Source organism: Microcoleus sp. PH2017_08_TRC_O_A, assembly GCF_020738665.1.
Classification (GTDB): domain Bacteria; phylum Cyanobacteriota; class Cyanobacteriia; order Cyanobacteriales; family Microcoleaceae; genus Microcoleus.
Map to the genome: position 1 here is coordinate 46,220 of NZ_JAEQCE010000072.1, position 24,778 is coordinate 70,997.

Consider the following 24,778-nt stretch of genomic DNA (forward strand, 5'->3'; position numbering starts at 1 on the left):
AGGTGATATTTGTGCTTGAAAAAGCTAGTTGACTGGTATCATTTGCGATCGATCGCCATCACAAAAAAGGTTTGTAGTGCGGACTTAAGTCCGCAGTATAGAGGTTTTCAGAAAGATGAGGTATGACTGACAGCTTATATAATAATAAACAAAGAGGGCTGAAGCCCAACTACGTCCGCGAATCTTTTTAAGAAAGGCTATACAAACTAATCTGCACATTTTATGTTAAATTATATCGCGAACGGTAGCATCGGTATTGTGCGATCGCTCGGGCGGTGCCTCAGTACCAATAGTCTCATAGTCGGTAGTTAAAGAGCGATCGCACTGGCGCACCCTACTACTTGTTTATTTATAGAAAATAATGACATGAAGAACAAACATCTTAACAGTCTTTGCTTGGCAGGCCTGCTGTTGCTCGTGCCGATTTGTCCGGGGACAATTGCCCGCGCTCAAATTTCCGAAACTTCCGATACTAACGCCAGTCCAAAAACCTTCCTCAAAGATGAACTGTATTTTGGCTTAACTAAACCCGGAGGCGAGACAATTTCTGAGTCAGAATGGCAGGAGTTTGTCAAGGAAGTTATTACCCCTCGTTTTCGGGAAGGGCTAACTGTATTAGACGGTTCCGGGCAGTTTCTCAACCAGGGCGGAATATTGATTCGAGAAAACTCTAAAATAGTTATTTTGATTTATGAAACTAGCCAGGAAAAAAATCGAGCTATTCAGGAAATTATCGAAAATTACAAGCGCAGGTTTCAGCAGGAGTCAGTGCTGCGAACGACCAGCGAAGTTAAGGTTTCTTTCTGATTAGCTCATCCAATCAGCGTTTTTATGATATTATTCCTAGTAATCAAGGTCATACCCTCAGAGATAAGTAGGGTGCATTCAACAGTTGACAGTTGACAGTTGACAGTTGACAGTTGAATTTTGACTGCTGACTGCTGACAGTTTAGGAGCGACCTCTACCCTTAAGTCAGAGAATTGGAATAATGAATAGTCTGATTTTAATTTCTCCCTCAAAGGGAGAGGCTTTCAACCAATTTTTTCTCGTAAAAATTATAATTTGTGGGTATCGATCGCACATTGCAAAAAGTCGCCAGAAAAACCAGCCCGGGAGAAAACAAAAATATGACGAACGATGGCAACCCAAAAGCCCAAGCGCCGGATAACGACGATGTACAAAAAAATTTGGACGGTATTGGGAAAGCTTTGATTGTGAGCGTGGCTTGGTCTTACGCAGAGGCATTGGAGCGAACAAAACGAGATCGAAAAGAACAGAAAGCTACGCCGGAATCTCAACCAGAATCTCAACCAGAATCTCAACCAGAATCTTAGACATCCGCCGCTGCGAAAACAGCGCAATTGCTTTCATCTACAGAAAAGCGATCGATCGCGCACCGGCGAACCATCACAATCATCGCGCTCGAACACATTGGAATCGACTTTTTCGGCAGATTCCCGAAATTGCAGCGGTTTTTATGCCATTTTACCTCAATATATTTTATTTTACCCAAAAGGGATTTACATTAAACAAACTACGGTTTTATAGCTACAGTGTACAGAACAAACAACCAATTTTGAGATCGGTCTCATGTCTAATTCAAAAATGATTGGCAAAGCGATCGCAGGTGGCATTTGCTTCGGCATCCTCGCCAGCAGCTTCAACGGCGCGCAAGGCCCAGCATCCGCAGCAGCACCAACAATTGCCGAAGCAGCAGCCCCCGCCGCTAGCAATATCGACAAGCAACTTCTAGGTCAATGGCAAGGTACAATCCCCTCCGGTCAGTCTTTCACCTTCGTCTTTGCCCCAGAAGGCAAATTGTTCATGATGGGTAAATGCCCCGACGGAGCCCCCTGCGCCAAAGAAACGAGGTATAAAGTTAATCTCGCTGCAAAACCGATGCACCTGGATGTCAGCCTCAACAAGACCGAAACCGTTGAGACTGTTTTTGAGTTGACTCCCGAAGGTCAAATGCGCCTTCAGGTGGAAGGCACCAATCCCGGACTGCCAAGACCGAATTCCTTAAACGACCAGGCAACCGTGTTTAAAAAGGTCTCCGAGACCACTGCACTGCCTGCTGGCACTCAAGTCATCGGTTATTGAGGAAAATTCTTCCCCCGCATTCGGCAGTTAAGTAGTTCTGGGTTTTGAGTTTTGGGTGTTGTTATAGGCAGTTTTCAATTCTATGAAATATAGTAGGGACACCGCGCCGTGCACATTGGTGTCAACAACCAGGTCAAACCCAGTCACAGATGGCTGTTTGACCATTAAACTTAGATCCCCCCTTAGCTTGCCCCCTACTCCCCCTTAAGAAGGGGGGGACAAGAAGTTACTCAAAGTCCCCCTTCTTAAGGGGGATTTAGGGGGATCTAGACTTGGCATAAAACCCATATTTCTCAAGGGTTTCAGCCTTAAGTTGACACGCCTTGGGCGAAGCGTAGCGGAGGGAGTGCAGTGTCCCTACCGTAGCATCTGTATTTTTTTTACTAAGCGTGAAAATCACCATCAGTTAAAGAATTTAAAATTTAAAACTGAAAATTTAAGAGTTTCCCGCTGCCTTCTGTCTTTAACAGGCCCTGCTACAATCCACTTAATCTCCTTTTAACTTTTGCCATAGACTTCCATGAGTGAAACCGTCCTAGAAGTTCGCAACCTGCGGGTTGAATTTCAATCTGCGGACGCAGACAATGCGTCCGCAACAGTCAAAGCTGTTGACGGCATTTCCTTTGAGGTGAAGCGAGGGCAAACTCTGGGAATTGTCGGAGAGTCGGGTTCGGGAAAATCGGTAACATCCCTCGCTGTTATGGGTTTGCTGTCAAGTTCGTTAACGAAAATCCAGGGCGAAATTTGGTTTTCTCCGACAGCAGACGGCGTTACCAAGCAGCCTGTGAATCTGCTGGAAATGCCCGATCGGGAAAAACAAACCTACCGGGGAAGCCAGATTGCGACGATTTTTCAAGAGCCGATGAGTTCGCTAAATCCCGTTTTTACGATCGGCTTTCAACTCACAGAAGCCATTTGTCTCCACCAAAAGATATCCCAGACAGCAGCGCGGCGCAAAGCTGCTTCGCTATTGCAAGAGGTGAAGCTGCTACCGGGGGACGAGGAACTGCGGCAGCGCTGTTTGGCTTTGCGGCAAGAAGCAGGTGCCCAGGACGATCGCGATTTCATGCCACAAGTCAACGGCCAAAAACAAGCTATGCTCGATCGCTATCCCCACGAACTCTCCGGCGGTCAAATCCAGCGCGTGATGATTGCGATGGCCATTTCTTGCAATCCCACTTTATTAATTGCTGACGAACCGACAACGGCCTTAGACGTAACCGTGCAAGCAACAATCTTAGCTTTGCTGCGCGAGTTGCGGGACTCTAGAGGCATGGCAATGATTTTTATTACCCACGATTTAGGCGTCATTGCTGAAATTGCCGATACGGTGGCGGTGATGTACCGAGGTAAAATTGTTGAATGCGGTGCGATCGAGCAAATTTTCAGCAATCCCCAACATCCTTACACAAAAGGTCTCTTAGCTTGCCGCCCAACTCTCGAACGCCAAATGCGCCGCTTACCGACAGTTTCCGATTTTATGGAAGTCACCACAAATGCTAGCGGCGAATTGGTAATTGTCGAGAAAAATGTCGATTTAGACGGCGACAGCAGCGGCGGACTTTCCACTTTTCCCACCGGAAAACCCCCTCGGCTGCCGAATATTTCCGAGCCTTTGCTAGCTGTTAATAACTTGCGAGTCGGTTTTCCGGTGCAAGGAATGTTTGGCGAAACTAAACGCTTGTTTATGGCGGTAAACGATATTTCTTTTGAGGTTTACCCGGGCGAAACTTTGGGTTTAGTCGGCGAATCTGGCTGCGGTAAATCAACTTTAGCGAGAGCATTGCTGCAATTAATTCCGATATCCAGCGGCAAAGTGTTTTTTGAAGGTCAAGAAATTACCCCTCCTACCAAAAGTAGTTCCCGAGGGCAGTGGATGGCTAATTATCGGCTCAAAAAAGAGTACGATCGCCAATTGCGCCGGCTGCGGCGCGATTTGCAAATTATCTTTCAAGACCCTTATAGTTCTCTCGATCCGCGCCTGAGTGTTGGGGAAGCGGTGATGGAACCGATGGTGATTCACAGCTTTGGCAAAAACCCGAAAGAAAAGCGCGATCGCGCCGCTTATTTGTTGGATAGAGTGGGTTTAAATCCCGATTTTATGCGGCGCTACCCCCACGAATTTTCCGGGGGACAGCGGCAGCGAATTTGTATTGCTAGAGCTTTGGCTTTGAATCCTAAGTTTATTATTTGCGATGAATCGGTTTCTGCATTGGATGTATCGGTGCAGGCGCAAGTTTTAAATTTGCTCAAGGAGTTGCAAACAGAGTTTGGACTGACTTATATTTTTATTTCTCACGATTTGAGCGTGGTCAAGTTTATGAGCGATCGCGCGATCGTCATGAACAAAGGTAAAATCGAGGAAATTGGCACAGCCGAGCGCATTTACCGCCAACCGCAGCAAGCTTACACGCGGCAACTGATAGCTGCTATTCCGGCGGGGAATTTGGAGCGCATTCGGCAACAGCAATTAGGTCGCCAATCTGCTTTGTCTGCTGCGAATGCGCCCCTATCGCCTGGGGATGAATCGCAACAAATGTGATATTATCTAGTCCTTAAAATTAACCCCGAGCCTTTAGCAGCATCGGACTAAATGCCTCATCCAACCAATTTGATTGTGGTGGTTTGATGGGATACAATTCTAACCAAATCCCAGAATTAAGCCTACACATGGATTGTACCAAGGTTTGTAGTGCGGACTTCAGTCCGCTTTATACTGCGGACTGAAGTCCGCACTACAAACCGTTTTTGTGATGGTAATCAACCGGACACGATATTAATACCAGATTGATAATTGTAGCAAGAGTTTTGTGAACTTGTATTAATACAGTTAAAAAAATCAAAATCCAAATTAAACACTTAACACTGGATTCTGCCTTCGGTATGGAGAATGTCCGGTTATAGCAATTTGCAACACTCGCGAAGTACAACGGATCCATTCCCAATTCCCAATTACCCGGGAACATAGGAGTTTAACTAACAACTCCTACCAACATCTTTTTATTTTTTTTTCATAAATCAACAGTCGATCTTCATTTTAACTTCACAATTAATAGGTAGTATGAAATTTGGTTGAATTTGACGGAGAGTGCGGGTTTTTCAACCAGCAGTCAGAGAGTTCCCCGCAGTATTTTAGTACATCAAACCGGGTCATAACTTACGCAAAAAGTGGTTTGACAAGATACTCTTACGCGGTAATGTGCTTCAGGCGCACTCTAGATAATTAAATTTTGCGTGCTGGACTAGCTAGATTAGGCCAAATGTCCAATGACCAACAGCAATATCTAGTCCATTATTAAAGATAAACCCTTTATGCCCTTACAAAAAATGATAAAAGCCGCACCGCAGCTAAAAAAATATTACTCGCTAATTCCGTAAATACACTTAATTTTATGGTTGTGTTGCATAAAATAAGGAAAAAATGCCAATGCTTGATTTCGCCAGCTAGAAAAAATTTACCCGAAAGAATTGGTTGAAAGCCCCAAGCCTGCTCGGGAGAAATTAAAATCAGACTATTCATTACTCCAATCCTCGGACTTAAGGGTAGAGGTAGCTCTCAAATAGTCAACTGTCAACTGTCAACTGTCAACTGTCAACTGTTGAAAGTATTTTAACATCTTTAGAGTTGTTTTTAAGTCTTAACTCATCAAAAATTAAACTTATTCAAAAAAATGAAAGATCTAGTTCATATAGAAGAATCACAAAACACTAAATTGTTTAAATTCCTGCAACTATTATTGATAAAATTAACGGCAGCAGTCACCAGCAGACAGAAGGCAGAATGCAGTATGCAGTATGAACAAACAATCAGCCTCGCGACGATCGCCTCAGGCAGTGTATTCTCAGTTGCGAGTGTGGTACTGCTTGTATTAAACGGGTTGCTGGTAACAGGCGGAGGCGATGGTTTGTGCAAGAGCCAACTCGCCCTGGGATGTTTGGCTGTAGCCAATATTGTCATGTTGGTGGTGTCCGCGCGATCGCACGCCTCTGCTGTCTGGGCCTGCAACGATCGCCAAGAGAGCAAGTTCAACCAGGGCGATCGATTTTTTAGCCTGTCGCCAGATATGCTCTGCGTAGTTGCTTTTGACGGTTATATTAAGCACATCAACCCAGCAGCCGAAAAAATCCTCGGCTATTCCCCAGCCGAAATGGTGGGCAAACTCTTCATTGAATTCGTCCATCCAGGCGATCGCGAAACTACTCTAAAACAAGCTGAAAGGATTGCTGCGGGGAATAATATCGTTGGGTTTGAAAACCGCTGGCTGTGTCGCGAGGGGTCTTACAAGTGGATAGCCTGGACTGCTAGCCCTTTCTGCGAAGAAGAATTGATCTATGCTGTCGCCCGCGACGTTACCGATCGCAAACTCGCCCAAGAGTCGCTCCAGCACAGCAATTCAATCTTGCGTTCCGTGATTGAAAGCACGCCGGATGTCATTTTTGTCAAGGATATTCAAGGCCGCTACGCGATCGGAAATTCTGCCCTAGCTAATTTTTTTGAAAAACCTATTGAGGCAATTATAGGCAAAGACGATACAGAATTATTTCCCGCTGAAATAGCCAAAAGAATGATAGATTCAGACATCGAAATTCTAGCATCAAGAATACATTTCAATCAGGAAGAAAATCTCCATATAAATGGACAAATGCAAACATTTCTGACAGCAAAATGCCCTTGGTACGACTCGGAAGGAAATGCGATCGGCATCATTGGTATATCACGCGACATCAGCGATCGGAAAGCAATAGAAGCAGCACTACAAGAAAGTAACATCCTCTTTGAAAACGTCATCGAAAGTACAGGCGACAGCATTTTTGTCAAAGATATTCAGGGCCGCTACCTATTGGTCAATTCTACGGTTGCGGGCATGATTGGCAAGCCAAAATCAGAAATTTTTGGCAAAAATGATGCCGAATTATTTCCGCTGGAGATTGCGAATATGCTGGCGGAAAATGACCGCCGGATCTGGCAATCTGGGATTGAGGAAAGCATCGAAGAATTAGTAAAAGATAGTGAGGGCAACATCCTGACATTTCTTTCTACCAAAAGCCCTTTGCGCGATCGCTCTGGAAACATCACGGGCGTGGTGGGAGTTGCTCGCGATATTAGCGATCGCAAACAGGTAGAAGCCGCCCTGCGGCGCAGCGAAGAGCGGTTGCAGCTAGCTCTTTGGGGTTCCGACAGCGGAATGTGGGATTGGAATATAGTTACTGACGAAATGTATTGCAACCACGAGTACAGTGCTTTGTTGGGCTACGAACCAGACGAACTACAAGCAAATGCGATCGGTTTGTCACAGCTAGTTTATCCCGACGATTTACTGGTATTGAACCAGAAATTAAATGCCTATTTGGAAAATCCAGAAAATGGCTATGCTGTTGAGCATAGAATGTTAGCTAAATCCGGCGAATTTAAATGGATTTTGGCGCGGGGGAAAGTCGTAGAAAGAGATGAAAATAATGCTCCGGTGAGAATGATTGGCACTATTTCTGATATTGGCGATCGCAAACAAGCCGAAAAAGCTCTCCAAGAAAGCGAGCAAAAATATCGGTGTTTAACTGAAGCCACCTCCCAAATTATTTGGGATACTACCGCCGCAGGCGAAGTTGTCGCCGAACAAACAGGATGGAGTGCATTTACGGGAGCGACTTACGACGAAATTAAAGGATGGGGGTGGCTCAATAACATCCATCCCGACGACAGAGAATATACTGCCAGGATGTGGTCTGAGGCACTTGCCGATCGCACCTTATTCGCAATAGAACACCGCTTGCTGCGGCACGACGGCGAGTACAGGTATATGACCGTGCGCGGTATACCCGTATTGAATGCAGATGGCAGCGTTCGCGAGTGGGTTGGCATCCACTCCGACATTACCCCAGCCCGCCGCGCCGAGGCAGAAATGTGGCAGCAAAAAGAATTTCTGAGCAGCATCTACGACAGTGTGAACTACAGTATTTTCGTACTAGATGTCGGCGCAGACGAAGAATTTCGCTACGCCGGCTGGAATCGAGCAGCAGAGTTACTCAGTAACATCAGCAAGGAGGAAGGATGCGGCAAAACTCCAGAAGAACTTTTCCCAGCATCTACGGCAGCGTTTTTCCGGCAGAAATTAAGAGAATGCCTGCTAAAAAATAGCTCTCTTTCTTACGAAGAATCTGTTAGTCTTGAGACTCAAGAAGTCTGCTTTATCACAACTCTGACTCCGCTGCGAGACGAATTTGGGAAAATTTGTCGCATTGTGGGAAGTGCTACCGACATTACAAAACGCAAACAAGCCGAAGCACAATTGCGCGAACAAGAAGAATTTTTAAACAGCATCTATAACGGATCGAATCAAGTTATTTTCGTGGTAGATGTCGCCGCCGGAGAGTTCCGCTATGCAGGCTGGAATGCAGCTACAGAAGCATCTACAGGCATTTTGAGTGCTGATGTCAAAGGCAAAACTCCCGAAGAAGTGTTTCCCCCAGCAGTAGCAGCAAATTTTCGGCAAAGATACCTCGATTGTTTGGCCGCAGACAGCTCGATTTCTTACGAAAATAGCGCCGAATTGGCAGGTGTAGAAAATTGGTTTATCGTAACTCTGACGCCCCTGCACGATACCTCTGGCAGCATCTACCGAATTATTGGTAATTCCACCGACATTACGGCTCGAAAACTTGCAGAAGCAGCGCTGCAAGCTAGTCAGCACTTTGTTGAGCGCATTGCCAATACCAGTCCGAATATTCTCTATGTTTACGACGAAATCGAGCAGCGAAATGTGTATGCCAACCGCGAAATCACCGACCTCCTGGGCTATACAGTGGCAGAAGTTCAAGAAATGGGCAGCAATCTGTTGCCGACAATTATCCACCCTGAAGATTTAGCTAAATTTCCCAGATATATCCAGCAAATAGAAAATGCTCCCGACGGCGAGGTGGTTGAGTACGAATATCGGGTGCTCGACAGACAAAATAGTTGGCGCTGGTTAGTCAGTCGCGATATTGTATTTAGCAGAACAGAGTCGGGCAAAATCCAGCAGCGTCTCGGTGTTGCTGCCGACGTTACAGATCGCAAATTCGCAGAACAAGCTTTAGCAGAACAATTGAAACTTTCTTCATTCACAGCAGATGTGGGAATTGCTCTGACTGAAAACCGCACTTTACCTGCAACTTTGCAAAAATGTACCGATGCAGTTGTGCGCCATCTGGATGCTGCGTTTGCTCGGATTTGGACGCTCAATGAAGAGGGAAATGTCTTGGAATTGCAAGCAAGTGCGGGGATTTATACTCACATTGACGACGCTCACAGCCGCATTGCGGTCGGCGAGTTCAAGATTGGTTTAATCGCCCGGGATCGACAACCTCACCTCACTAATTCTGTGCAAGAAGATGCCCGAGTCAGCGACAAAGAATGGGCGAAACGAGAAGGAATGGTGGCTTTTGCTGGATATCCGTTGATTGTTGACAATCAGTTGGTGGGAGTAATCGCCATGTTTGCTCGCCAGGAGTTGACGGAATCTACACTGATTTCTTTTGCGTCAATTGCCGATTCGATCGCCCTGGGAATCAAGCGCAAACAAACAGAACTTGCTCTCGCCGCCCAAAAGCAAACTTTGAGGGGAATTATTGACAATGCTCCCATCTGGGTGTGGATGGCAAATGCTAGCGGGCGGATGTTATTAGCCAACAAAACTTTCTGCGAAGATGTAGCTATTCCCGAAGAGAAGTTCTTAGCAGCCTCTCACTATTCCGAAGTTTTTGGATTAGAAGCATCTGCTAACTGCATGGTATCAGATGCACAAGCCTGGAGCCAAGATCCTCCCTGTTATTCTGAAGAATTGCTCCAGTTGGTTGACGGTGAATACCACCAGTTGGAGATAATTAAAACTCAGGTCAAAGATGATTGCGGTAATGCGATCGGCTTAATCGGTTTGGGTTTGGACGTAACGAAACAAAAAGAAGCTCAAAGACAGTTGCAAGAGTCGGAAGCGAGATTCCGCAAATTAGCAGAGCAGGAAGCGCTGCTTAACCAACTAGCTAGCAATATCCGCAAATCTCTGGATTTAGACACTATTTTGGCCACCACTGTGCAGCAAATACGTGAATTGCTGCTGCTCGAACGGTGCCTATTTATCTGGTATATAACCAACGAAAAATCAGCATTTTGGAATGTAGAATACGAGGCAAAAAATGATGAACTACCTTCCTTGCTGGGTGTATTTCCGGCTAACTTGACTGGTTCTAAAGCCGAGCGAATTGCCAATATTGAAATAATTCGGGTGGATGATTTTAAAAATGTTACCGATCCAGTAGAGCGGAATTTTTTCATGTGTATAGGATTACAGTCTATGCTGGACATTCCCATTCAGACATCTTCAGGTAAAATAGGGGTAATTTGCTGTAGCGCTTCTAGCAGCATCCGGTGTTGGAGCGATGAGGAAGTGGAACTGTTAGTGGCTGTGGGCAATCAATTGGCGATCGCCATTAATCAAGCCGAACTTTACGAAACATCTCGCCTCGTCGCCGCCGAAGCTTCATCAGCAGCCATGAAGCAAAAATTGCTCAACCAGTTAGGCAGTCAAATCCGCGCTTCTCTCGATTTAGATACTATATTGGCAACAACTGTACACCAAATTCGCGACTTGCTACAACTCGATCGCTGCTTGTTTATTTGGTATGTATCCGATGTCGAGATACCCGCTTGGGATGTCGTCCACGAAGCTAAAAATGATGACTTGTTCTCGCTTGTGGGTTATTATCCTGCTGACGTAACGGGGAGTCTGGCCCAAAAAATAGCCCAATCGGAAATCTACCAAATAGATGATGTTGCAAATTTGAGCGATCCCATAGAAAGAGAGTTCTTTTTGCAGTTGGGTTACAAGTCTGTCTTGGATTTGCCGGTCAAAAGTGCAGGGGGTTTAATTGGTGTTGTGGGCTGCGTGGCTTGTCGCGAGATGCGGAGGTGGACACAAGACGAAGTGGATTTGCTATCGGCAATTGGCGATCAATTGTCGATCGCCATCAGCCAATCCGAACTCTACACCCAAAGCGTCGATTCAGCCCGAATGGCGCGAGAACAAACTGCCCAACTAGAAGCAACTCTGTGCGAACTTAAGCTTGCTCAAACCCAGCTCGTGCAAGCAGAAAAAATGTCGAGTCTCGGTCAGATGGTAGCAGGAATTGCCCACGAAATCAATAACCCAGTCAGCTTTATTTTTGGCAATCTTACCTACACAGAAGAATACACCACAAACCTGATGAAACTGCTGCAAATGTATCGAGATGAATACCCGGAACCGACCGCAGCTATTCAGGAGGAAGTAGAGGCATTAGAGCTAGATTTCTTGTTAGACGACTTGCCAAAAATGCTGTCTTCGATGCAGGTGGGAGCAACTCGCATCCGAGATATCGTGCGGAGTTTGCGAAATTTCTCTCGCCTTGATGAATCTGAAATGAAAAAAGTTAACATTCACGAAGGCATCGACAGCACGTTGATGATTTTAGAACACCGTCTGAAAGTTCAGCCCGTTAGCGCAGCGGGTACGGAGTACCATCGCCCAGCAATTCAAGTCGTTAAAGAATACGGACAATTGCCGCTGGTAGAGTGTTACGCCGGACAATTGAATCAGGTGTTTATGAATATTATAGCGAATGCAATTGACGCTTTACAAGAACCGCTTCCAAATTCAGCAATTATCCGCATTTCTACAGAGGTAGAAGGTAATTTTGCTGCGATTAGAATTGCTGATAACGGTGCAGGTATCACCGATCAAGTCAAGCAGCGGATATTTGATCCGTTCTATACTACAAAACCGATCGGTTCGGGGACGGGAATGGGTTTGGCGATTTCTCATTCTATTATTGTCGAAAAACACAAAGGTGAAATCAAGTGTTTCTCTGTGGTGGGGAAAGGCACTGAATTTACGATCAAGATTCCGATTCAAAGAAGAGAAAATTAAATAGGTTCTATAGGGTTAACTCTTAGGTACGTAGTTGCGCTTCAGCGCTCTTTCGGGTGCATCTGGCGCAAGGCGAATATATCCGTATGGGCTATAGCATGACCTCGGTGAATATGAGATGATAACTAATAACTTATATGCGATCATGCTTCGCCCTCTTCCTTGCGCCAGATGCACCCGCTCTTTCATATGTATAAAAGCGCTGAAGCGCAACAACGTACCTTTATACAGTTGCGTAAATTCAGTTAATATGATATGAACAATCTAAAATCTGAAATCTGAAATCTGAAATGACATTACCTCCAGGCAATTTGGGTTTACCGCTAATTGGCGATACCCTCAACTTTTTACAAGATGCTCAATTCGCCAAAAAACGCCACCAACAGTACGGGCCAATTTTCAAAACCAGCATCTTCGGACAGCCTACCGTGTTTGTGTCCGGCTCAGAGGCGAATTTGTTTGTTTTAAGCCATGAAAATCAATATTTTGTTATGAGTTGGCCTCCGAGCATGAAAGCGCTTTTAGGGCCGCTTTCCTTGGCGCTGCAAACGGGTTCGGAACATCAAAATCGGCGCAAGCTGCTGTACCAAGCGTTTCAACCGCGAGCTCTGGCGGGCTACATCGGCGGGATGGAAGATATCACTGGGCGCTACTTGGAAAGATGGACGCAGATGAGCGAGTTTGCGTGGTATCCCGAACTGAGAAATTATACTTTTGATGTTGCTAGTAAGTTGTTAGTTGGGATTGATGCTGGTTCGGAGACGGCGCTGGGACATTATTTTGAAACTTGGTGCGAGGGTTTATTTTCGATTGCTTTAGATGTGCCGTGGACTAAGTTTGGAAAGGCGAAAAAGTGCCGAAAGTTACTGTTATCAGAACTTGAAAAGATTATTCGCGATCGCCAACAAGATATGGGAGAAGGGAATGATGCTTTGAGTTTGCTGATTTCGGCTCGCGACGATGACGGAAACAATTTGAGTTTGGAGGAGTTGAAAGATCAAGTGCTGCTGCTGTTGTTTGCGGGACACGAGACTTTGACTTCGGCGATCGCCTCTTTTTGCCTTCTCCTAGCTCAAAACCCCGATGTGATGGCAAAAGTTCGCGCGGAACAACAGCAGTTTTCGGCAACTGAACCGCTAGACTTGGAACAGCTCAAACAAATGACTTATTTGGAGCAGGTGATGCGAGAAGTGCTGCGGTTGGTTCCGCCGGTGGGAGGCGGTTTTCGGCGGGTAATTCAGGCTTGCGAGTTCGGCGGCTACGAAATTCCCCAGGGTTGGAGCGTGCTTTACGAAATCAATCAGACGCATCAGGATAGCTCAGTTTATCCCGAACCCGATCGCTTTGACCCCGATCGATTTAGTTTGGAGCGATCGACAAATGCTAAACCTTTCAGTTACGTGCCCTTCGGCGGCGGTTTGCGGGAATGTTTGGGGAAAGAATTCGCGCGGTTAGAGATGAAACTGTTTGCGGCGAGGATGGTTCGAGAGTGCGAATGGGATTTGTTACCGGATCAAGATTTGAATTTAATCCGAGTACCGACTCCACACCCGCGTGACGGTTTGCGAGTGAAGTTCCGGCAAAAAATTGCAGGTTCGTAGTGAGGACTTCAGTCCGCATTCAGGTTCGTAGTGAGGACTTCAGTCCGCATTCAGGCTCGTAGTGAGGACTTTAGTCCGCATTCAGGTTCGTAGTGAGGGGAGCATCTCAGTTTTGCATTTATAGTGCGAGCGTCCCCGCTCGCGTATGCTACAAATCGCGAGCGGGGACGCTCGCACTATAATAAAAAAAATGCTTTTTGCAAAATTGAGATGCTCCCAAGCGTGAGGACTTTAGTCCGCATCTATCCGAGGACTAAAGTCATCACGCTCCGGTGCATTTGGTTTTTGAAGAGGGCGAAGCATGACCGCAGATAAGTTATTAGTTATAATCTCATATTGACCGCGGTCATGCTTCGCCCCTACAAATATATTTGACAAACCCAGATGCACCTGCGATCGCCTACAATATTACAACTCCATCGGCCCCAAATACTTAGTCAAATAAGGCGAAAACACCTCATAAATCAGTGTCAGCGGCTTCCCGTGATGCCAAAACAAATAGTGTCGCCCCCAAAAAGGCCCCGACTCTTGAAAAGCCGACTCCAAGGCCACCGACTCACCGCAATAAATGCCTTGCACATCGCGATACAATTCTGTTCGCAGCCGCGCTAAACTTGCCCAAATTGGCAAAGATTTATTTTCCAAATATTCATCTACGTGACTCGCTTCCCACCAAGAAGTCGCGTAGGCGAGGCGCTGTCCCGAAGCTGTACGCAGCCACACTTGACGGCGCAGGCGCGGCCCTGGAACCGCCACAATTTGTGCAGGCGCACCGTCTGCGTCTTCACCCACCAAGGACATATCGATCACATCTACTTCTGTGGGTTCCCCTGTCAGCAGTTGCAGGTGACGGGTGGGGGAACCGTCGCCCAAGAGCAGTATTTGCCATGCGGGTGCTAGCTTGGTGTGGGGTAAACCCTTCTGTACTGCGTCTTGGGCTCCTTCCCACAGGGGGTTGAGAGCGTGCCAGGTTTGGCTGTTTTTGGGTGTAAATGTTGCAGTCAAGGGTCTTTACAAAACTTAATTTTTTGTTTATTATAACGCTTCTGCAATTATCCAGTCACAAGTCAAAACTCTATTGGCGATCGACTTATGACGATCGCCCAGATGATTTTGAGTTAATTAGTTATAATGCAGTTCGCGATCGCACTCCGACTTTCATAACCGGGTTTGTGCGAAATCTGCGGGTGACAACACCTGTTTTCGTAAAAAAAACGCTTTTTTGGTACCCGTGCTTCAACAGTTGACAGTTGACAGTTGACAGTTGACAGTTTGATAGTTGACAGTTGACAGTTGACAGTTTGATAGCGACCTCTACCTAGAAGTCCGAGGATTGGAGTAATGAATAGTCTGATTTTAATTTCTCCCTCGAAGGCTTGGGGCTTTCAACCAATTCTTTCTGGTAATTCCTAAATACTTTTATTGGACTGATTTTATTAGATTTTTCTACTGACAACTGACAACTAAAAAATAAAAAATAAGAGGGCGGGTACTTTTAGTACCGCCCCTACCAACTAACAACTAACAACTAACAACTAACAACTAACAACTAACAACTAACAACTAACAACTAACAACTAACAACTAACAACTAACAACTAACAACTAACACTGACAACTACTATATGTTACGAATAACCGAAATCAAACTTCCCTTAGATCATCCTGAAGATGCGATCGCCAGCGCCCTTCTCAAAAAGCTGCAAATTCCCCCCGCAGAATTGCTCAGCTATACCATCTTCAAACGCAGCTACGACGCTCGCAAAAAAGCCGAAATTGTTCTTGTCTATATTGTGGATGTCGAGACAACACAGGAAAACGAACTTCTGCAACGCTTCAAAAAAGACCCTCATGTCATGGTGACGCCAGACACGAGTTATCGCTATGTAGCCCAAGCCCCCAGCAATTTGACGACAGTTCGGCCCATTGTGATCGGTACGGGGCCGTGCGGTATGTTTGCAGGGCTGATGCTGGCACAAATGGGGTTTCGCCCGATCCTTTTGGAACGTGGCAAAGCTGTGCGCGATCGCACGGCTGACACCTTTGGATTTTGGAAGAAAAAAATAGAATTCAACCCAGAATCTAACGCCCAGTTTGGGGAAGGCGGTGCGGGAACTTTTTCGGATGGCAAGCTCTACAGCCAAGTTAAAGACCCTCAGCATTACGGGCGCAAGGTGCTGACAGAACTTGTGAATGCGGGTGCTTCACCGGAAATTTTATATATTAATAAGCCGCATATTGGTACGTTTAAATTGGTGGGAATTGTCCAAAGTATTCGCGCCCAAATTGAATCCTTAGGCGGTGAGATTCGGTTTCAAACTCGTGTCGAAGATATTCATATCGAAAATGGCAAAGTGCAGGGAATTACTACAGCCAGCGGAGAATATATTGCTAGTAATTATGTAGTTCTGGCGGTGGGACACAGCGCCCGCGATACTTTTGAGATGTTATTCTCGCGCGGTGTTTACATTGAGGCTAAGCCTTTTTCGATTGGTTTTCGGGTGGAACATCCCCAAAGTGCGATCGATCGCTGTCGTTTTGGCGATCGGGCGGGCCACAAGCTTTTAGGTGCCGCCGATTACAAACTGGTTCACCACTGTGCAAATGGTCGTTCTGTCTACAGTTTCTGTATGTGTCCCGGCGGTTTGGTAGTGGCGGCGGCGTCGGAACCGGGGCGACTTGTGACGAATGGGATGAGTCAATATTCTCGCAACGAACGCAATGCTAACAGCGGGATTGTGGTGGGTATCACGCCGGAAGATTATCCGGGTCATCCGTTGGCGGGAATTGAGTTTCAGCGTCGCCTAGAAGAACGGGCATTTGAGTTAGGAGGTGGCACTTACAACGCCCCTGGGCAGCTTGTGGGAGATTTTTTGGCGAATCGCCCTTCGATCGCCCTAGGCGCTGTGCAGCCTTCTTATACGCCCGGAGTTGTGATGACTGATTTGAGCGAAAGTTTGCCGGATTTTGCGATCGCAGCCATCCGCGAAGCACTTCCGGCTTTTGACAAACAAATTAAAGGATTTGCGATGGATGATGCGGTTTTGACTGGAGTGGAAACGCGGACTTCTTCACCAATTCGGATCAAGCGCAAAGACGATTATCAGAGTTTGAATACTGAAGGGCTTTATCCTGCGGGGGAAGGTGCGGGATATGCGGGTGGAATTCTGTCGGCGGGGATTGATGGGATTAAGGTAGCGGAGGCGGTTGCTTTGAGTATATTGCAATCTTCAAATCACAAAGTTTGAGGTAGGATTAACTAAGATTTTGCACAATGTCAATTAGCCTTTTATGAACAGGCAAGATGCCTGTTCCAAAAAGATTAAATTTCTTGTGGAACAGGCATCTTCCCTGTTGCTGTTGATGTAACATCTCAGATCAACCAACTGCAAATTCGGTGTATTGTCGGACATGAGGTGCATGATAGGCTAGCACAATTTCCTGGGATGGGACGCCTCGTGCTATTAATTGATTGGCGATCGCCTCTTCAGTTCCGTCATGCTGTACCCAAATTTTCCCATCTTTAATGTCTACATGAATTATGCAGCCATAAATTCGAGTGTTACTATCTTTCCAACCCACATGAACCAGTTGATAGCGATCGCTGACTAAATCGAAAATTGTCTCGCTGGAAACTGGATCGTGAGGCGATCGCCTCTGAGATCGTTCAGTTAGCAATTCCTGAATATATTGACGATACAAACTTACTTTATCCATTCAGAAATCTCCTGTTTTTCGGTGTCGTAAACTAAAAGTGGAATTTGATTGCGTTCAATTACCGTTTGAATAAATGAGTATTTGAAAAATTTTCTGTGAATACCTAATGGAATTGCCAGGTAAAGAGTTCTCTCTGGATCGTCAAATTCTAATGCAATCCGATAGTTGATAAATTGTCCCACTGCGGTATGAAACTCTGAAATCGTCGATGGTGCCAAAAACGTTTTGATTTCAATCGCAATTTTTTCATTATCCTTTGTAGCTGCTAATAACTGTTCTGCACCCAGATCGATATAAAAATCAACAAATCCGAGATCGATATGATAAGGGTCATCGGTAATTGTCCAACCCTGATTTTCGAGGGCAGTTTTGACGAGTTCGTGAAACTTATCTTTAGCTGGCATATTTAAACAGTAGCTAATTGCGATCGAATTTGAGTATCCGTATATTCCGGTGTCCAACCGACCGTGGTGGTAAAATAGCGCACAGCTTTAACTTTCCGGGCTGCTGTCAAATAAAACCAGTGTTCCGTATTCGCTGGTACGTTGATAAATTCTTCGGGCTGTACAGTCACTTCTACTTGACTACCGTCGGGACGCACAAAACCGAAAATTCCTTCTCCTGCTACAATGTAGCGGACTTCATCGTCAGCGTGAATGTGACACTTGTCGAATTTGGAGAGCAGAGTGTCGAGGCTTGGAATGTCTGGGTGTAGTACAATTAAGTCGCGGGATTGATAGCCTGCGCTTTCCTTGAGTTGCTGAAAGTAGCCGTCGAGGGCTTGTAGCACTTGCTCTTTTTGATTGTCGTCGATCGCATCGAGAGCCAGCAATTCCCGAATTTCTGGGTTGTCACCCACCGGCCAACTATTGAGTTGAATGTTCAAAGGAGCAAGTTCGCGGGTAATATCGCTCAGTTGAGTATAGGTTCTACCGTTTTCGAGTCGCAGGATAGCCATTTTTGCACGTTCCTATTTTTGATTAACAGACACAGCGAAAGACGCTTGTCGATCGCGCCTGTACAATAAAAACAATTTTAACTCACATTTTGCAGCATTCTCAGGCAAGATGCCTGTTCCACAAGAGTTGAAGATTTATCGCGATAAGATTGATAAGTCAGGCGCCCGGTAGCAACCGCTGCGATCGGCAACACTGAGATATTTTAGATGTAACTTTTGCAACAACTATGCCTACTTATACTGGAATTTCTAGCGAAGCTTTTCAGCATCCCCTCGATCGCCAAGCCGAGACCGCATTACGCAGCGTACCTGGATTTGACTTAATTGCCAGCAAATTTGTAGAATTTGTCTACGAACGACCGCAGTTCGTTTACCTAATGGGAAATAGCATACAAGTCGGCCCGCGCCAATATGCCAGCATTTATCATATATTTCGGGAGTGCGTGCAGGATTTAGATATTTTTCCAGAACCGGGTTTGTTTGTGTCTCAGAATCCCGCTGTTAACAGCTATGCCCTCGGGAAAAATCAACCCTATATAGTTTTAAACACAGGTCTTTTAGATTTGCTGGATGAGTCAGAAATCAAAGTAGTCCTGGCTCACGAGTTGGGACACATCAAATGCGGTCATCCAACTTTAAATCAAATGGCGATGTGGGCGATGAGCATCGCATCAACAATTGGCGAGATGACTTTTGGGCTGGGAAACATTGTCGGTAGTGGTTTAATTTTTGCTTTTTATGAGTGGCGGCGGAAGGCTGAATTATCGGCAGATAGAGCAGCTTTGTTGGTGACGGATGATTTGAACAATGTGATGAAGACGATGATGAAACTTGCGGGAGTTAGCAGTAAATATGCAGATCAATGCAGTTTGCAAGAATTTATCCGCCAGTCTGACAACTATCAAGAACTCGATCGCGACAATCTCAACCAAGTGTATAAATTTTTACTTTACAACGGTGGCCAAGGCGTGATGCTGAGTCACCCTTTCCCGGTGGAAAGGCTGCGGTATTTGCGAGATTGGGCGGCTTCCGAGGAATACCGGCAAATTAAGCTGGGTAACTACAAGCGGGCTGTAGCTGAGGGTGCGGTTGATGTGAAGTCCCAAACATCTAACAGCGAGACGGAGGCTTTGCGCCGTCAGATTGAGGAGTTGCAGCGGGAGATCGATCAACAAAAATCTAAGCAAAAATAAGTTGAGGATGTGCCGCAAGTACCTTGCGGCTGTCATTAGCGCCTTCAACCACTGTTTGCGTAAGTCTTTGAAAATTTACCGGATTTGGGGGAGGGAGGAAAGTAAAAGGAAGACAGGCTGCGGATCTCCCATCCCGCTACCTCGGAATTATATTAGAGTGCGATCGTCCCCAAAAGCCATAGCCTGCATTTGCAACTTCCCTCCAATCTACAAACTGTCCTCTTTTTTCTGAAATCTGTTTCTCAGAAGGTGTAGTTTAAATCTAGATAAGCTTATAACTCAATCGGGGCAAGAAAAAAATGATTATTGATAAAGCAATGAATACTCACAAACCAACTTCTAATTTTTTCGGGAATATCGGAAAAATTGCGATCGCCCTCAGCGTGCTAGTCGCCGGAATGGCCTTTACAAATCCTCCGAGAGATAAATACCTAACTTATGCTTCCGGCGTGCTCGAAACCGAGTTTAAAAACACCGTGCGTAATGATTCCCGCGTACCCAAAGCTTTGAGTGGCGTTGCAGAGACTTTCCTGACTTCCCAGCGCGGCTCGATCGAACACTTGCTCGACAATACAACGGAACGTCAGAACTTTGGCGTTGTCAGCATTTACACAACTCAACTAGGTAAAAAAAGCTATCAAACGGTTGGAGCTTTTGGCAATTTCGTTACCCTCCCACCTAGTTCGGCAAATGCTGAAAAGTAATGTCAAATTAAGTTAAATTATAGAAACCGGGCTTGCGATCGAACCCGGTTTTTACTTACTAGAAATAATTGGTTTAAGGCCGGAACCTTTGTAGGGAGAAATTAAAATTAGACTATTAGACCTATTGCAAAAAACAATCTATTCTATAATTAATAGTTAGCATTTTATTATGCTAGTTTTAGCAGCAGGTACGTAGTTGCGCTTCAGCGCTCTTTCCGAGATCCAAAAAGAGCGCTGAAGCGCAACTACGTACCTAAATTTAATAGACATCTTGCCAAAAAGATATCTGCGATCATTAAAGATTTATAGCAATCCTAAATGATTGATGAAGATTGGTAGCGGTAGTGGATGGTGCGTGCCTACCACCTATCTATCGGGGCAACCTGGATCTTTAAGAGCAACTACAAAAATTATCCAAATGATGGGAAGACTACTATATTATAAAAATATTAAGTTTTATTAAACACGAAAATTTCTCGTCCCACTTACTATTAAAATAAATAAGATAAATTTTTATGTTTGACAAATAAGCAGATGGCTATGCAATTAAGTAAGGGTGAGAGATTTAATCTCTCTCAAGAAGCACCGGATTTAAAAAAAATGGCGATCGCCCTCGGTTGGCAGGTAACGGAGGCAGGACAAAGCTACGACATTGATGTCTCTGCATTTATGCTAGGTTCGGACGGCAAATTACCTGACGATAATTTTTTTATCTTTTACAATAATCTGCAATCCTCTGACGGTTCGGTACTGCAATCGATTCCTGAAAACAACCCAGCTAAAGAAAATAAGACTATTTACGGCATTATCTTAGAAAAAGTTAATCCTGAAATTGTGGAAATAACTTTTGTTGTGACTATTCACGAAGCAGATAAAATCAATGCAAGTTTTAGGAATATCAGAAATAGTTTCATCAAAATTGTCAATTTGGATACCGGAATCGAACTTGTCCGGTATGAATTAACAGAGAGTTTTACACTAGAAACGGCTCTAGAATTTGGTCGTTTGTATAGAAAGAATGGAGAGTGGAGATTTCAGGCGGTAGGAGCAGGATATCAAGCTGGATTAAAGAGTTTTGTTGACAAGTATTGTAGGTGAAATAGCAATAACATTACTGCAAAGCAGCGATGAAAAAATATCGCCGACAGATTCTGATAGCAGCACAAAAACTCGCCGCCGGAGAAGAAATAAAAGGTAAACTTTAGTCGAGTTAGTTAATAGATGACAAAATGTGCTGGTAAGCTTCGATGGTTTTTCGGGCGATCGCCTCCCAGTTATAATATTTTTTAGCATAAGCTTGCCCGTTAAAGCCCCTGCGCTGCCTTTCCTGTGGTGCGAGGAGGGCTGATTCGATCGCACGGGCGATCGCCCCTACCTCCAGAGGCACCACCCACCCAGCCTCCGCTTGCTGAATGTCATCCCAGATATAAACGCGATCGGAAATAACCACAGGTACACCCGCAGCCATCGCTTCTGCTACGGCAATACCAAAGTTTTCGTAATAAGAAGGCAACACAAATAAGTCAGCTTTTCTCAACATCTCAGCTTTTGAATCACCGCTAACAAAACCCGTTATTGTAGTAAATCTTTCTAAAATTGATTTTTTTATTTTGACTTTAATTTTGGCTTCGTAATCGGCATCTTGGGGATTAGAACCTGCTAAAATAAAGTTAAATTTTAGACCATCTTCTAAAATACTTTCCAGTGCCGTAATTAGCAATTCTAATCCTTTTTTAGGTTCGATTCGCGACATAAATAAGATGATTGGTATTTCCGAATCAGGCAATATTTCAGGGTAAGCATCTGCCGTCACCCCCAATGGAATTATCAAATCTTTTGGAACAGACATCTTGCCTGTGCTATCTAATAGTAAACAATCTTGTGGCACAGGCATCTTGCCTGTGCTATCCAAACCAAACCTTTCTGAAATTTTAGCTTCTTGCTTGCTAGTGAAATGAATTGCTGCCGCACCTGCTAAATTAGGTCGTTCTAAAAGTGTAGCATAAACCTGTTTTAAAAGCTTTTTCTTCTGCAAATCTGCGGGGTCAAGCATACCGCAGGGCCGGATAATATACGGTAACTTGTGCCCTCTGGCAATTGTCGCAGCGAAAGAAGTTACTGGCGAGAACAAAGCGTGAATGTGAGCGAGGTCAAATTGCCGCGCATTTTGATTTAACCACTGCAATAAACTCAGAGAAAACTTATATCTGCGAAACGGAGAACAGCGGAAATAAATAATCTCATAGCCGTTTTGTTTGATTGGTAGATTTAACGGCACATCTAAAGGATCTTGACCGATATCTCCGTTAGAATCTGTAGTGATAATTGTGACATCAATGCCTTGGGAAGCGAGGGCGGCAGAAAGTCCTAGTACCATTTGACTCGGGCCACCGTAGACGAGGGAAATTGAGGGGATAATTTGAAGGATTCGCATGATTAGCCCTTGGTCTTAATTGCGGTAGCTGGTTGTGTTATTATATAAAAAATTGCAAGATTTGCACTTTATACTAATTTAGGCGATCGGAGGCAAGTTATGCTGATTGGATTCAGCGTCGGCAACTACAAATCTTTTAAAGAAACTGTCACACTCAGCATGGTAGCTTCGTCAATTACGGAGGACGATCGAGAGCTTGACGAAAATAATGTATTTGAAATCAATCATAGATTAAAATTGCTAAAAAGTGCTGCTATTTATGGAGCAAATGCCAGCGGCAAAAGCAATCTTGTTGCTGCTGTTAACTTTATGAAGTGGTTTGTCCTTAACTCATCCAAAGAAACGCAAGTTTCAGAGGCGATCGATATTGAAGCATTCAGGCTAAGCACAGAGACAGAAAAAGAGCCATCATTCTTTGAAATAGTTTTCTTGCTAGAAGGCAAAAATTTTAGATATGGTTTTGAGATTAATTCTGAACAGGTTGTTGCTGAGTGGTTGTTTCAAAGTGATGAAGATTCAGAAACAATGCTTTTTGAACGGGATTTTGACAGCTTTATATTAGATGATTTCCCGGAAGGGCAAGGTATTAGCGATAAAACTAGAAACAATGCTTTATTTCTTTCTGTTGTCGCACAATTTAATGGTAAACTTTCTGGCAAAATCCTGCTGTGGTTCAGTAAAACTTTGCAATTGATATCAGGCTTGCAAGATAGGCAATACCGCAAGGAAACTTTAGAGTCTTTTGAGAACGATCGCCACAGGCATGATATTATTGAATTCATTAAAAAATTAGACTTGGGTATTGCTGATATCCAAATCACAAATCAACCTGTATTTATTATTTCCAATAATACAGCATTATATGGTAATTCCTACGGTAGTTTATATCCTATTTCTGAAAGCAAACCAGCCGTGAAAACAGTTCATCGGAAATATGATGCTGACGGTAAGCAGACTGCTATAGAAATATTCGATATTGAAAAGCATGAGTCTGAGGGAACAAACAAATTGTTTGCATTAGCAGGGCTGCTTCTCGATACTTTGAGGACAGGAAAGATTTTATTCATAGATGAACTTGATGCCCGACTACATCCGTTGATTACTCGTGAATTAATCTGCTTATTCAATTCTAACGAGACTAATCCCCACAACGCACAGCTTATATTCACGACACATGACACAAATCTGCTTAGCAGCAAGACTTTTCGCCGAGATCAAATATGGTTTACCGAGAAAGACAATAAGGGCGCTACTGATTTGTACTCTTTAGTAGAGTATAAAGTAGGAAAAAATGCCTCATTTGAACACGATTACATCATCGGAAAGTATGGTGCTATCCCTTTTGTTGGTAATTTCAAAGAACTTCTAGGTGAACTCTATGCCTAAAAAAAGTTCGTCCAGAAGAACTATTGATTACTCTAAAAGAAAAGTTAAAAATAGAAGATGGTTTTTAATCGTGTGCGAAGGTGAAAAAACAGAACCCAACTATTTTAGAAGTTTCGCGGTAGACACAAAGGTAATCAAGCTTGATATCAAGGGAGAAGGGAAAAACACGAGGAGTTTAGTAGAAAAAGCTATTGAGTTAAAAAATGACTCAGAATACGACGAAAGCGATCGATTTTGGTGTGTCTTCGATCGCGATATTAACGGTAAAAATTCTAACGACGCGCAAAATTTTAATGCAGCTATGACTCTTGCAAAAAATAACGGCATTAAAGTAGCGTACTCCAATGATGCTTTTGAACTTTGGTATTTACTACACTTCCATTTTTATAATACTGGAATTTCTCGCAAGGATTATCAAAATATGTTGACGAAGTTGCTCGGATACGAGTATCAGAAAAACAGTGAAACGATTTATGAGGAACTGAAAAACAAACAACAGGATGCGATCAAACACGCAAAACGGCTTTTAATGGAATACGATCGCCCTAATCCTGAAAGTGATAATCCTTCAACAACAGTGCATCTGCTAGTGGAAGAACTTAATAGTTTTATTCCTAAGAGTTGATGAATTTTGACACGATATACCTTAAATATACTTGGTATTAGCACAATTTGACTTCTTCCCATGAGTCTGTGTATCCCATACGCGAGATAAAATTTATCTGATCGGGCTAACCCAATGG

At 44.4% G+C, this 24,778-nt stretch carries 19 protein-coding genes; 12 read left to right on the plus strand and 7 right to left on the minus strand.

Going from position 1 to position 24,778, the window contains the following annotated elements:
* Positions 1-366 precede the first annotated feature (366 nt).
* Both JGK22_RS23480 and JGK22_RS23485 read left to right on the plus strand, forming a co-directional pair.
* A complete protein-coding gene (locus JGK22_RS23480) occupies positions 367-807 on the plus strand; it encodes a DUF3574 domain-containing protein (protein ID WP_293196735.1) in 441 nt (146 codons plus the stop codon).
* 258 nt (positions 808-1,065) lie between these two features.
* Entirely contained in the window at positions 1,066-1,335 is a 270-nt protein-coding gene (locus tag JGK22_RS23485; RefSeq protein WP_293182587.1) for a hypothetical protein, read from the plus strand.
* Here JGK22_RS23485 and JGK22_RS23490 read toward each other — a convergent pair.
* Positions 1,332-1,514, minus strand: coding sequence for a hypothetical protein (locus JGK22_RS23490; protein WP_293182589.1), 183 nt, complete (start codon positions 1,512-1,514; stop codon positions 1,332-1,334). The two genes, JGK22_RS23485 and JGK22_RS23490, sit on opposite strands and share 4 nt — an antisense overlap.
* A 77-nt stretch (positions 1,515-1,591) precedes the next feature.
* Here JGK22_RS23490 and JGK22_RS23495 point away from each other — a divergent pair, with 77 nt between their 5' ends.
* Both JGK22_RS23495 and JGK22_RS23500 read left to right on the plus strand, forming a co-directional pair.
* Positions 1,592-2,104, plus strand: coding sequence for a hypothetical protein (locus JGK22_RS23495; protein ID WP_293190424.1), 513 nt, complete (start codon positions 1,592-1,594; stop codon positions 2,102-2,104).
* A gap of 520 nt (positions 2,105-2,624) precedes the next feature.
* Positions 2,625-4,646, plus strand: a complete 2,022-nt coding sequence (locus JGK22_RS23500; RefSeq protein ID WP_293313852.1) for an ABC transporter ATP-binding protein — start codon at positions 2,625-2,627, stop codon at positions 4,644-4,646.
* Between the two features lie 768 nt (positions 4,647-5,414).
* Here the strand turns inward: JGK22_RS23500 and JGK22_RS23505 are convergent.
* Positions 5,415-5,624 (minus strand): hypothetical protein, encoded by a 210-nt coding sequence (locus JGK22_RS23505; protein ID WP_293182595.1) that lies wholly within the window; start codon positions 5,622-5,624, stop codon positions 5,415-5,417.
* A 151-nt stretch (positions 5,625-5,775) separates the two neighbouring features.
* Between JGK22_RS23505 and JGK22_RS23510 the strand changes: the two genes are divergently transcribed.
* Positions 5,776-12,042: a PAS domain S-box protein gene (locus tag JGK22_RS23510; protein ID WP_293313855.1), complete on the plus strand. Its 6,267-nt coding sequence runs from the start codon at positions 5,776-5,778 to the stop codon at positions 12,040-12,042.
* Between the two features lie 290 nt (positions 12,043-12,332).
* On the plus strand, positions 12,333-13,643 hold the full coding sequence (locus JGK22_RS23515) for a cytochrome P450 (protein ID WP_293182598.1): 1,311 nt from the start codon (positions 12,333-12,335) through the stop codon (positions 13,641-13,643).
* Positions 13,644-14,051: 408 nt separating this feature from the next.
* On the opposite strand, the gene JGK22_RS23520 is transcribed toward JGK22_RS23515, so the two are convergent.
* A complete protein-coding gene (locus JGK22_RS23520; RefSeq protein ID WP_293182600.1) occupies positions 14,052-14,648 on the minus strand; it encodes a chorismate lyase in 597 nt (198 codons plus the stop codon).
* Between the two features lie 620 nt (positions 14,649-15,268).
* Between JGK22_RS23520 and JGK22_RS23525 the strand changes: the two genes are divergently transcribed.
* The gene (locus tag JGK22_RS23525) at positions 15,269-16,891 is read left to right on the plus strand and encodes an NAD(P)/FAD-dependent oxidoreductase (protein ID WP_293205024.1); all 1,623 of its coding nucleotides are present in this window, start codon (positions 15,269-15,271) and stop codon (positions 16,889-16,891) included.
* Between the two features lie 130 nt (positions 16,892-17,021).
* Here JGK22_RS23525 and JGK22_RS23530 read toward each other — a convergent pair whose 3' ends face one another.
* From JGK22_RS23530 to JGK22_RS23540, 3 genes are read right to left on the minus strand one after another with little or no spacing between them, the layout of a single operon-like run.
* Positions 17,022-17,360: a XisI protein gene (locus JGK22_RS23530; protein WP_293182604.1), complete on the minus strand. Its 339-nt coding sequence runs from the start codon at positions 17,358-17,360 to the stop codon at positions 17,022-17,024.
* The gene (locus tag JGK22_RS23535) at positions 17,348-17,764 is read right to left on the minus strand and encodes a XisH family protein (RefSeq protein WP_293182606.1); all 417 of its coding nucleotides are present in this window, start codon (positions 17,762-17,764) and stop codon (positions 17,348-17,350) included. Before JGK22_RS23535 ends, JGK22_RS23530 begins: the two co-directional genes overlap by 13 nt.
* 2 nt (positions 17,765-17,766) lie before the next feature.
* Complete coding sequence (locus JGK22_RS23540) at positions 17,767-18,318, minus strand: cupin domain-containing protein (protein WP_293182608.1); 552 nt, start codon at positions 18,316-18,318, stop codon at positions 17,767-17,769.
* A gap of 227 nt (positions 18,319-18,545) precedes the next feature.
* Here JGK22_RS23540 and JGK22_RS23545 point away from each other — a divergent pair, with 227 nt between their 5' ends.
* From JGK22_RS23545 to JGK22_RS23555, 3 genes are all read left to right on the plus strand, one after another.
* Complete coding sequence (locus JGK22_RS23545) at positions 18,546-19,511, plus strand: M48 family metallopeptidase (RefSeq protein ID WP_293205026.1); 966 nt, start codon at positions 18,546-18,548, stop codon at positions 19,509-19,511.
* Positions 19,512-19,810: 299 nt separating this feature from the next.
* Positions 19,811-20,215 carry a DUF4359 domain-containing protein gene (locus tag JGK22_RS23550; RefSeq protein WP_293190418.1) on the plus strand — a complete coding sequence of 135 codons (405 nt, stop codon included), beginning with the start codon at positions 19,811-19,813 and terminating at the stop codon, positions 20,213-20,215.
* A 540-nt stretch (positions 20,216-20,755) separates the two neighbouring features.
* A complete protein-coding gene (locus JGK22_RS23555; RefSeq protein ID WP_293182612.1) occupies positions 20,756-21,313 on the plus strand; it encodes a TerD family protein in 558 nt (185 codons plus the stop codon).
* A 112-nt stretch (positions 21,314-21,425) separates the two neighbouring features.
* On the opposite strand, the gene hpsP is transcribed toward JGK22_RS23555, so the two are convergent.
* Entirely contained in the window at positions 21,426-22,649 is a 1,224-nt protein-coding gene (gene hpsP / locus JGK22_RS23560) for a hormogonium polysaccharide biosynthesis glycosyltransferase HpsP (protein WP_293313859.1), read from the minus strand.
* A 99-nt stretch (positions 22,650-22,748) separates the two neighbouring features.
* On the opposite strand from hpsP, the gene JGK22_RS23565 reads away from it, so the two are divergent.
* Positions 22,749-24,035, plus strand: a complete 1,287-nt coding sequence (locus tag JGK22_RS23565) for an ATP-binding protein (protein WP_293182616.1) — start codon at positions 22,749-22,751, stop codon at positions 24,033-24,035.
* On the plus strand, positions 24,028-24,660 hold the full coding sequence (locus JGK22_RS23570) for an RloB family protein (protein WP_293182618.1): 633 nt from the start codon (positions 24,028-24,030) through the stop codon (positions 24,658-24,660). Before JGK22_RS23565 ends, JGK22_RS23570 begins: the two co-directional genes overlap by 8 nt.
* Positions 24,661-24,778 lie beyond the last annotated feature (118 nt).

Bases quoted from the DNA above. Each gene is read 5' to 3' on its own strand.
- JGK22_RS23480 (WP_293196735.1), top strand. From the start codon at position 367: ATGAAGAACAAACATCTTAACAGTCTTTGCTTGGCAGGCCTGCTGTTG.
- JGK22_RS23495 (WP_293190424.1), top strand. From the start codon at position 1,592: ATGTCTAATTCAAAAATGATTGGCAAAGCGATCGCAGGTGGCATTTGC.
- JGK22_RS23500 (WP_293313852.1), top strand. From the start codon at position 2,625: ATGAGTGAAACCGTCCTAGAAGTTCGCAACCTGCGGGTTGAATTTCAA.
- JGK22_RS23505 (WP_293182595.1), bottom strand. From the start codon at position 5,624: ATGAATAGTCTGATTTTAATTTCTCCCGAGCAGGCTTGGGGCTTTCAA.
- JGK22_RS23510 (WP_293313855.1), top strand. From the start codon at position 5,776: ATGAAAGATCTAGTTCATATAGAAGAATCACAAAACACTAAATTGTTT.
- JGK22_RS23515 (WP_293182598.1), top strand. From the start codon at position 12,333: ATGACATTACCTCCAGGCAATTTGGGTTTACCGCTAATTGGCGATACC.
- JGK22_RS23525 (WP_293205024.1), top strand. From the start codon at position 15,269: ATGTTACGAATAACCGAAATCAAACTTCCCTTAGATCATCCTGAAGAT.
- JGK22_RS23530 (WP_293182604.1), bottom strand. From the start codon at position 17,360: ATGGATAAAGTAAGTTTGTATCGTCAATATATTCAGGAATTGCTAACT.
- JGK22_RS23535 (WP_293182606.1), bottom strand. From the start codon at position 17,764: ATGCCAGCTAAAGATAAGTTTCACGAACTCGTCAAAACTGCCCTCGAA.
- JGK22_RS23540 (WP_293182608.1), bottom strand. From the start codon at position 18,318: ATGGCTATCCTGCGACTCGAAAACGGTAGAACCTATACTCAACTGAGC.
- JGK22_RS23545 (WP_293205026.1), top strand. From the start codon at position 18,546: ATGCCTACTTATACTGGAATTTCTAGCGAAGCTTTTCAGCATCCCCTC.
- JGK22_RS23550 (WP_293190418.1), top strand. From the start codon at position 19,811: ATGATTATTGATAAAGCAATGAATACTCACAAACCAACTTCTAATTTT.
- JGK22_RS23555 (WP_293182612.1), top strand. From the start codon at position 20,756: ATGCAATTAAGTAAGGGTGAGAGATTTAATCTCTCTCAAGAAGCACCG.
- hpsP (WP_293313859.1), bottom strand. From the start codon at position 22,649: ATGCGAATCCTTCAAATTATCCCCTCAATTTCCCTCGTCTACGGTGGC.
- JGK22_RS23565 (WP_293182616.1), top strand. From the start codon at position 22,749: ATGCTGATTGGATTCAGCGTCGGCAACTACAAATCTTTTAAAGAAACT.
- JGK22_RS23570 (WP_293182618.1), top strand. From the start codon at position 24,028: ATGCCTAAAAAAAGTTCGTCCAGAAGAACTATTGATTACTCTAAAAGA.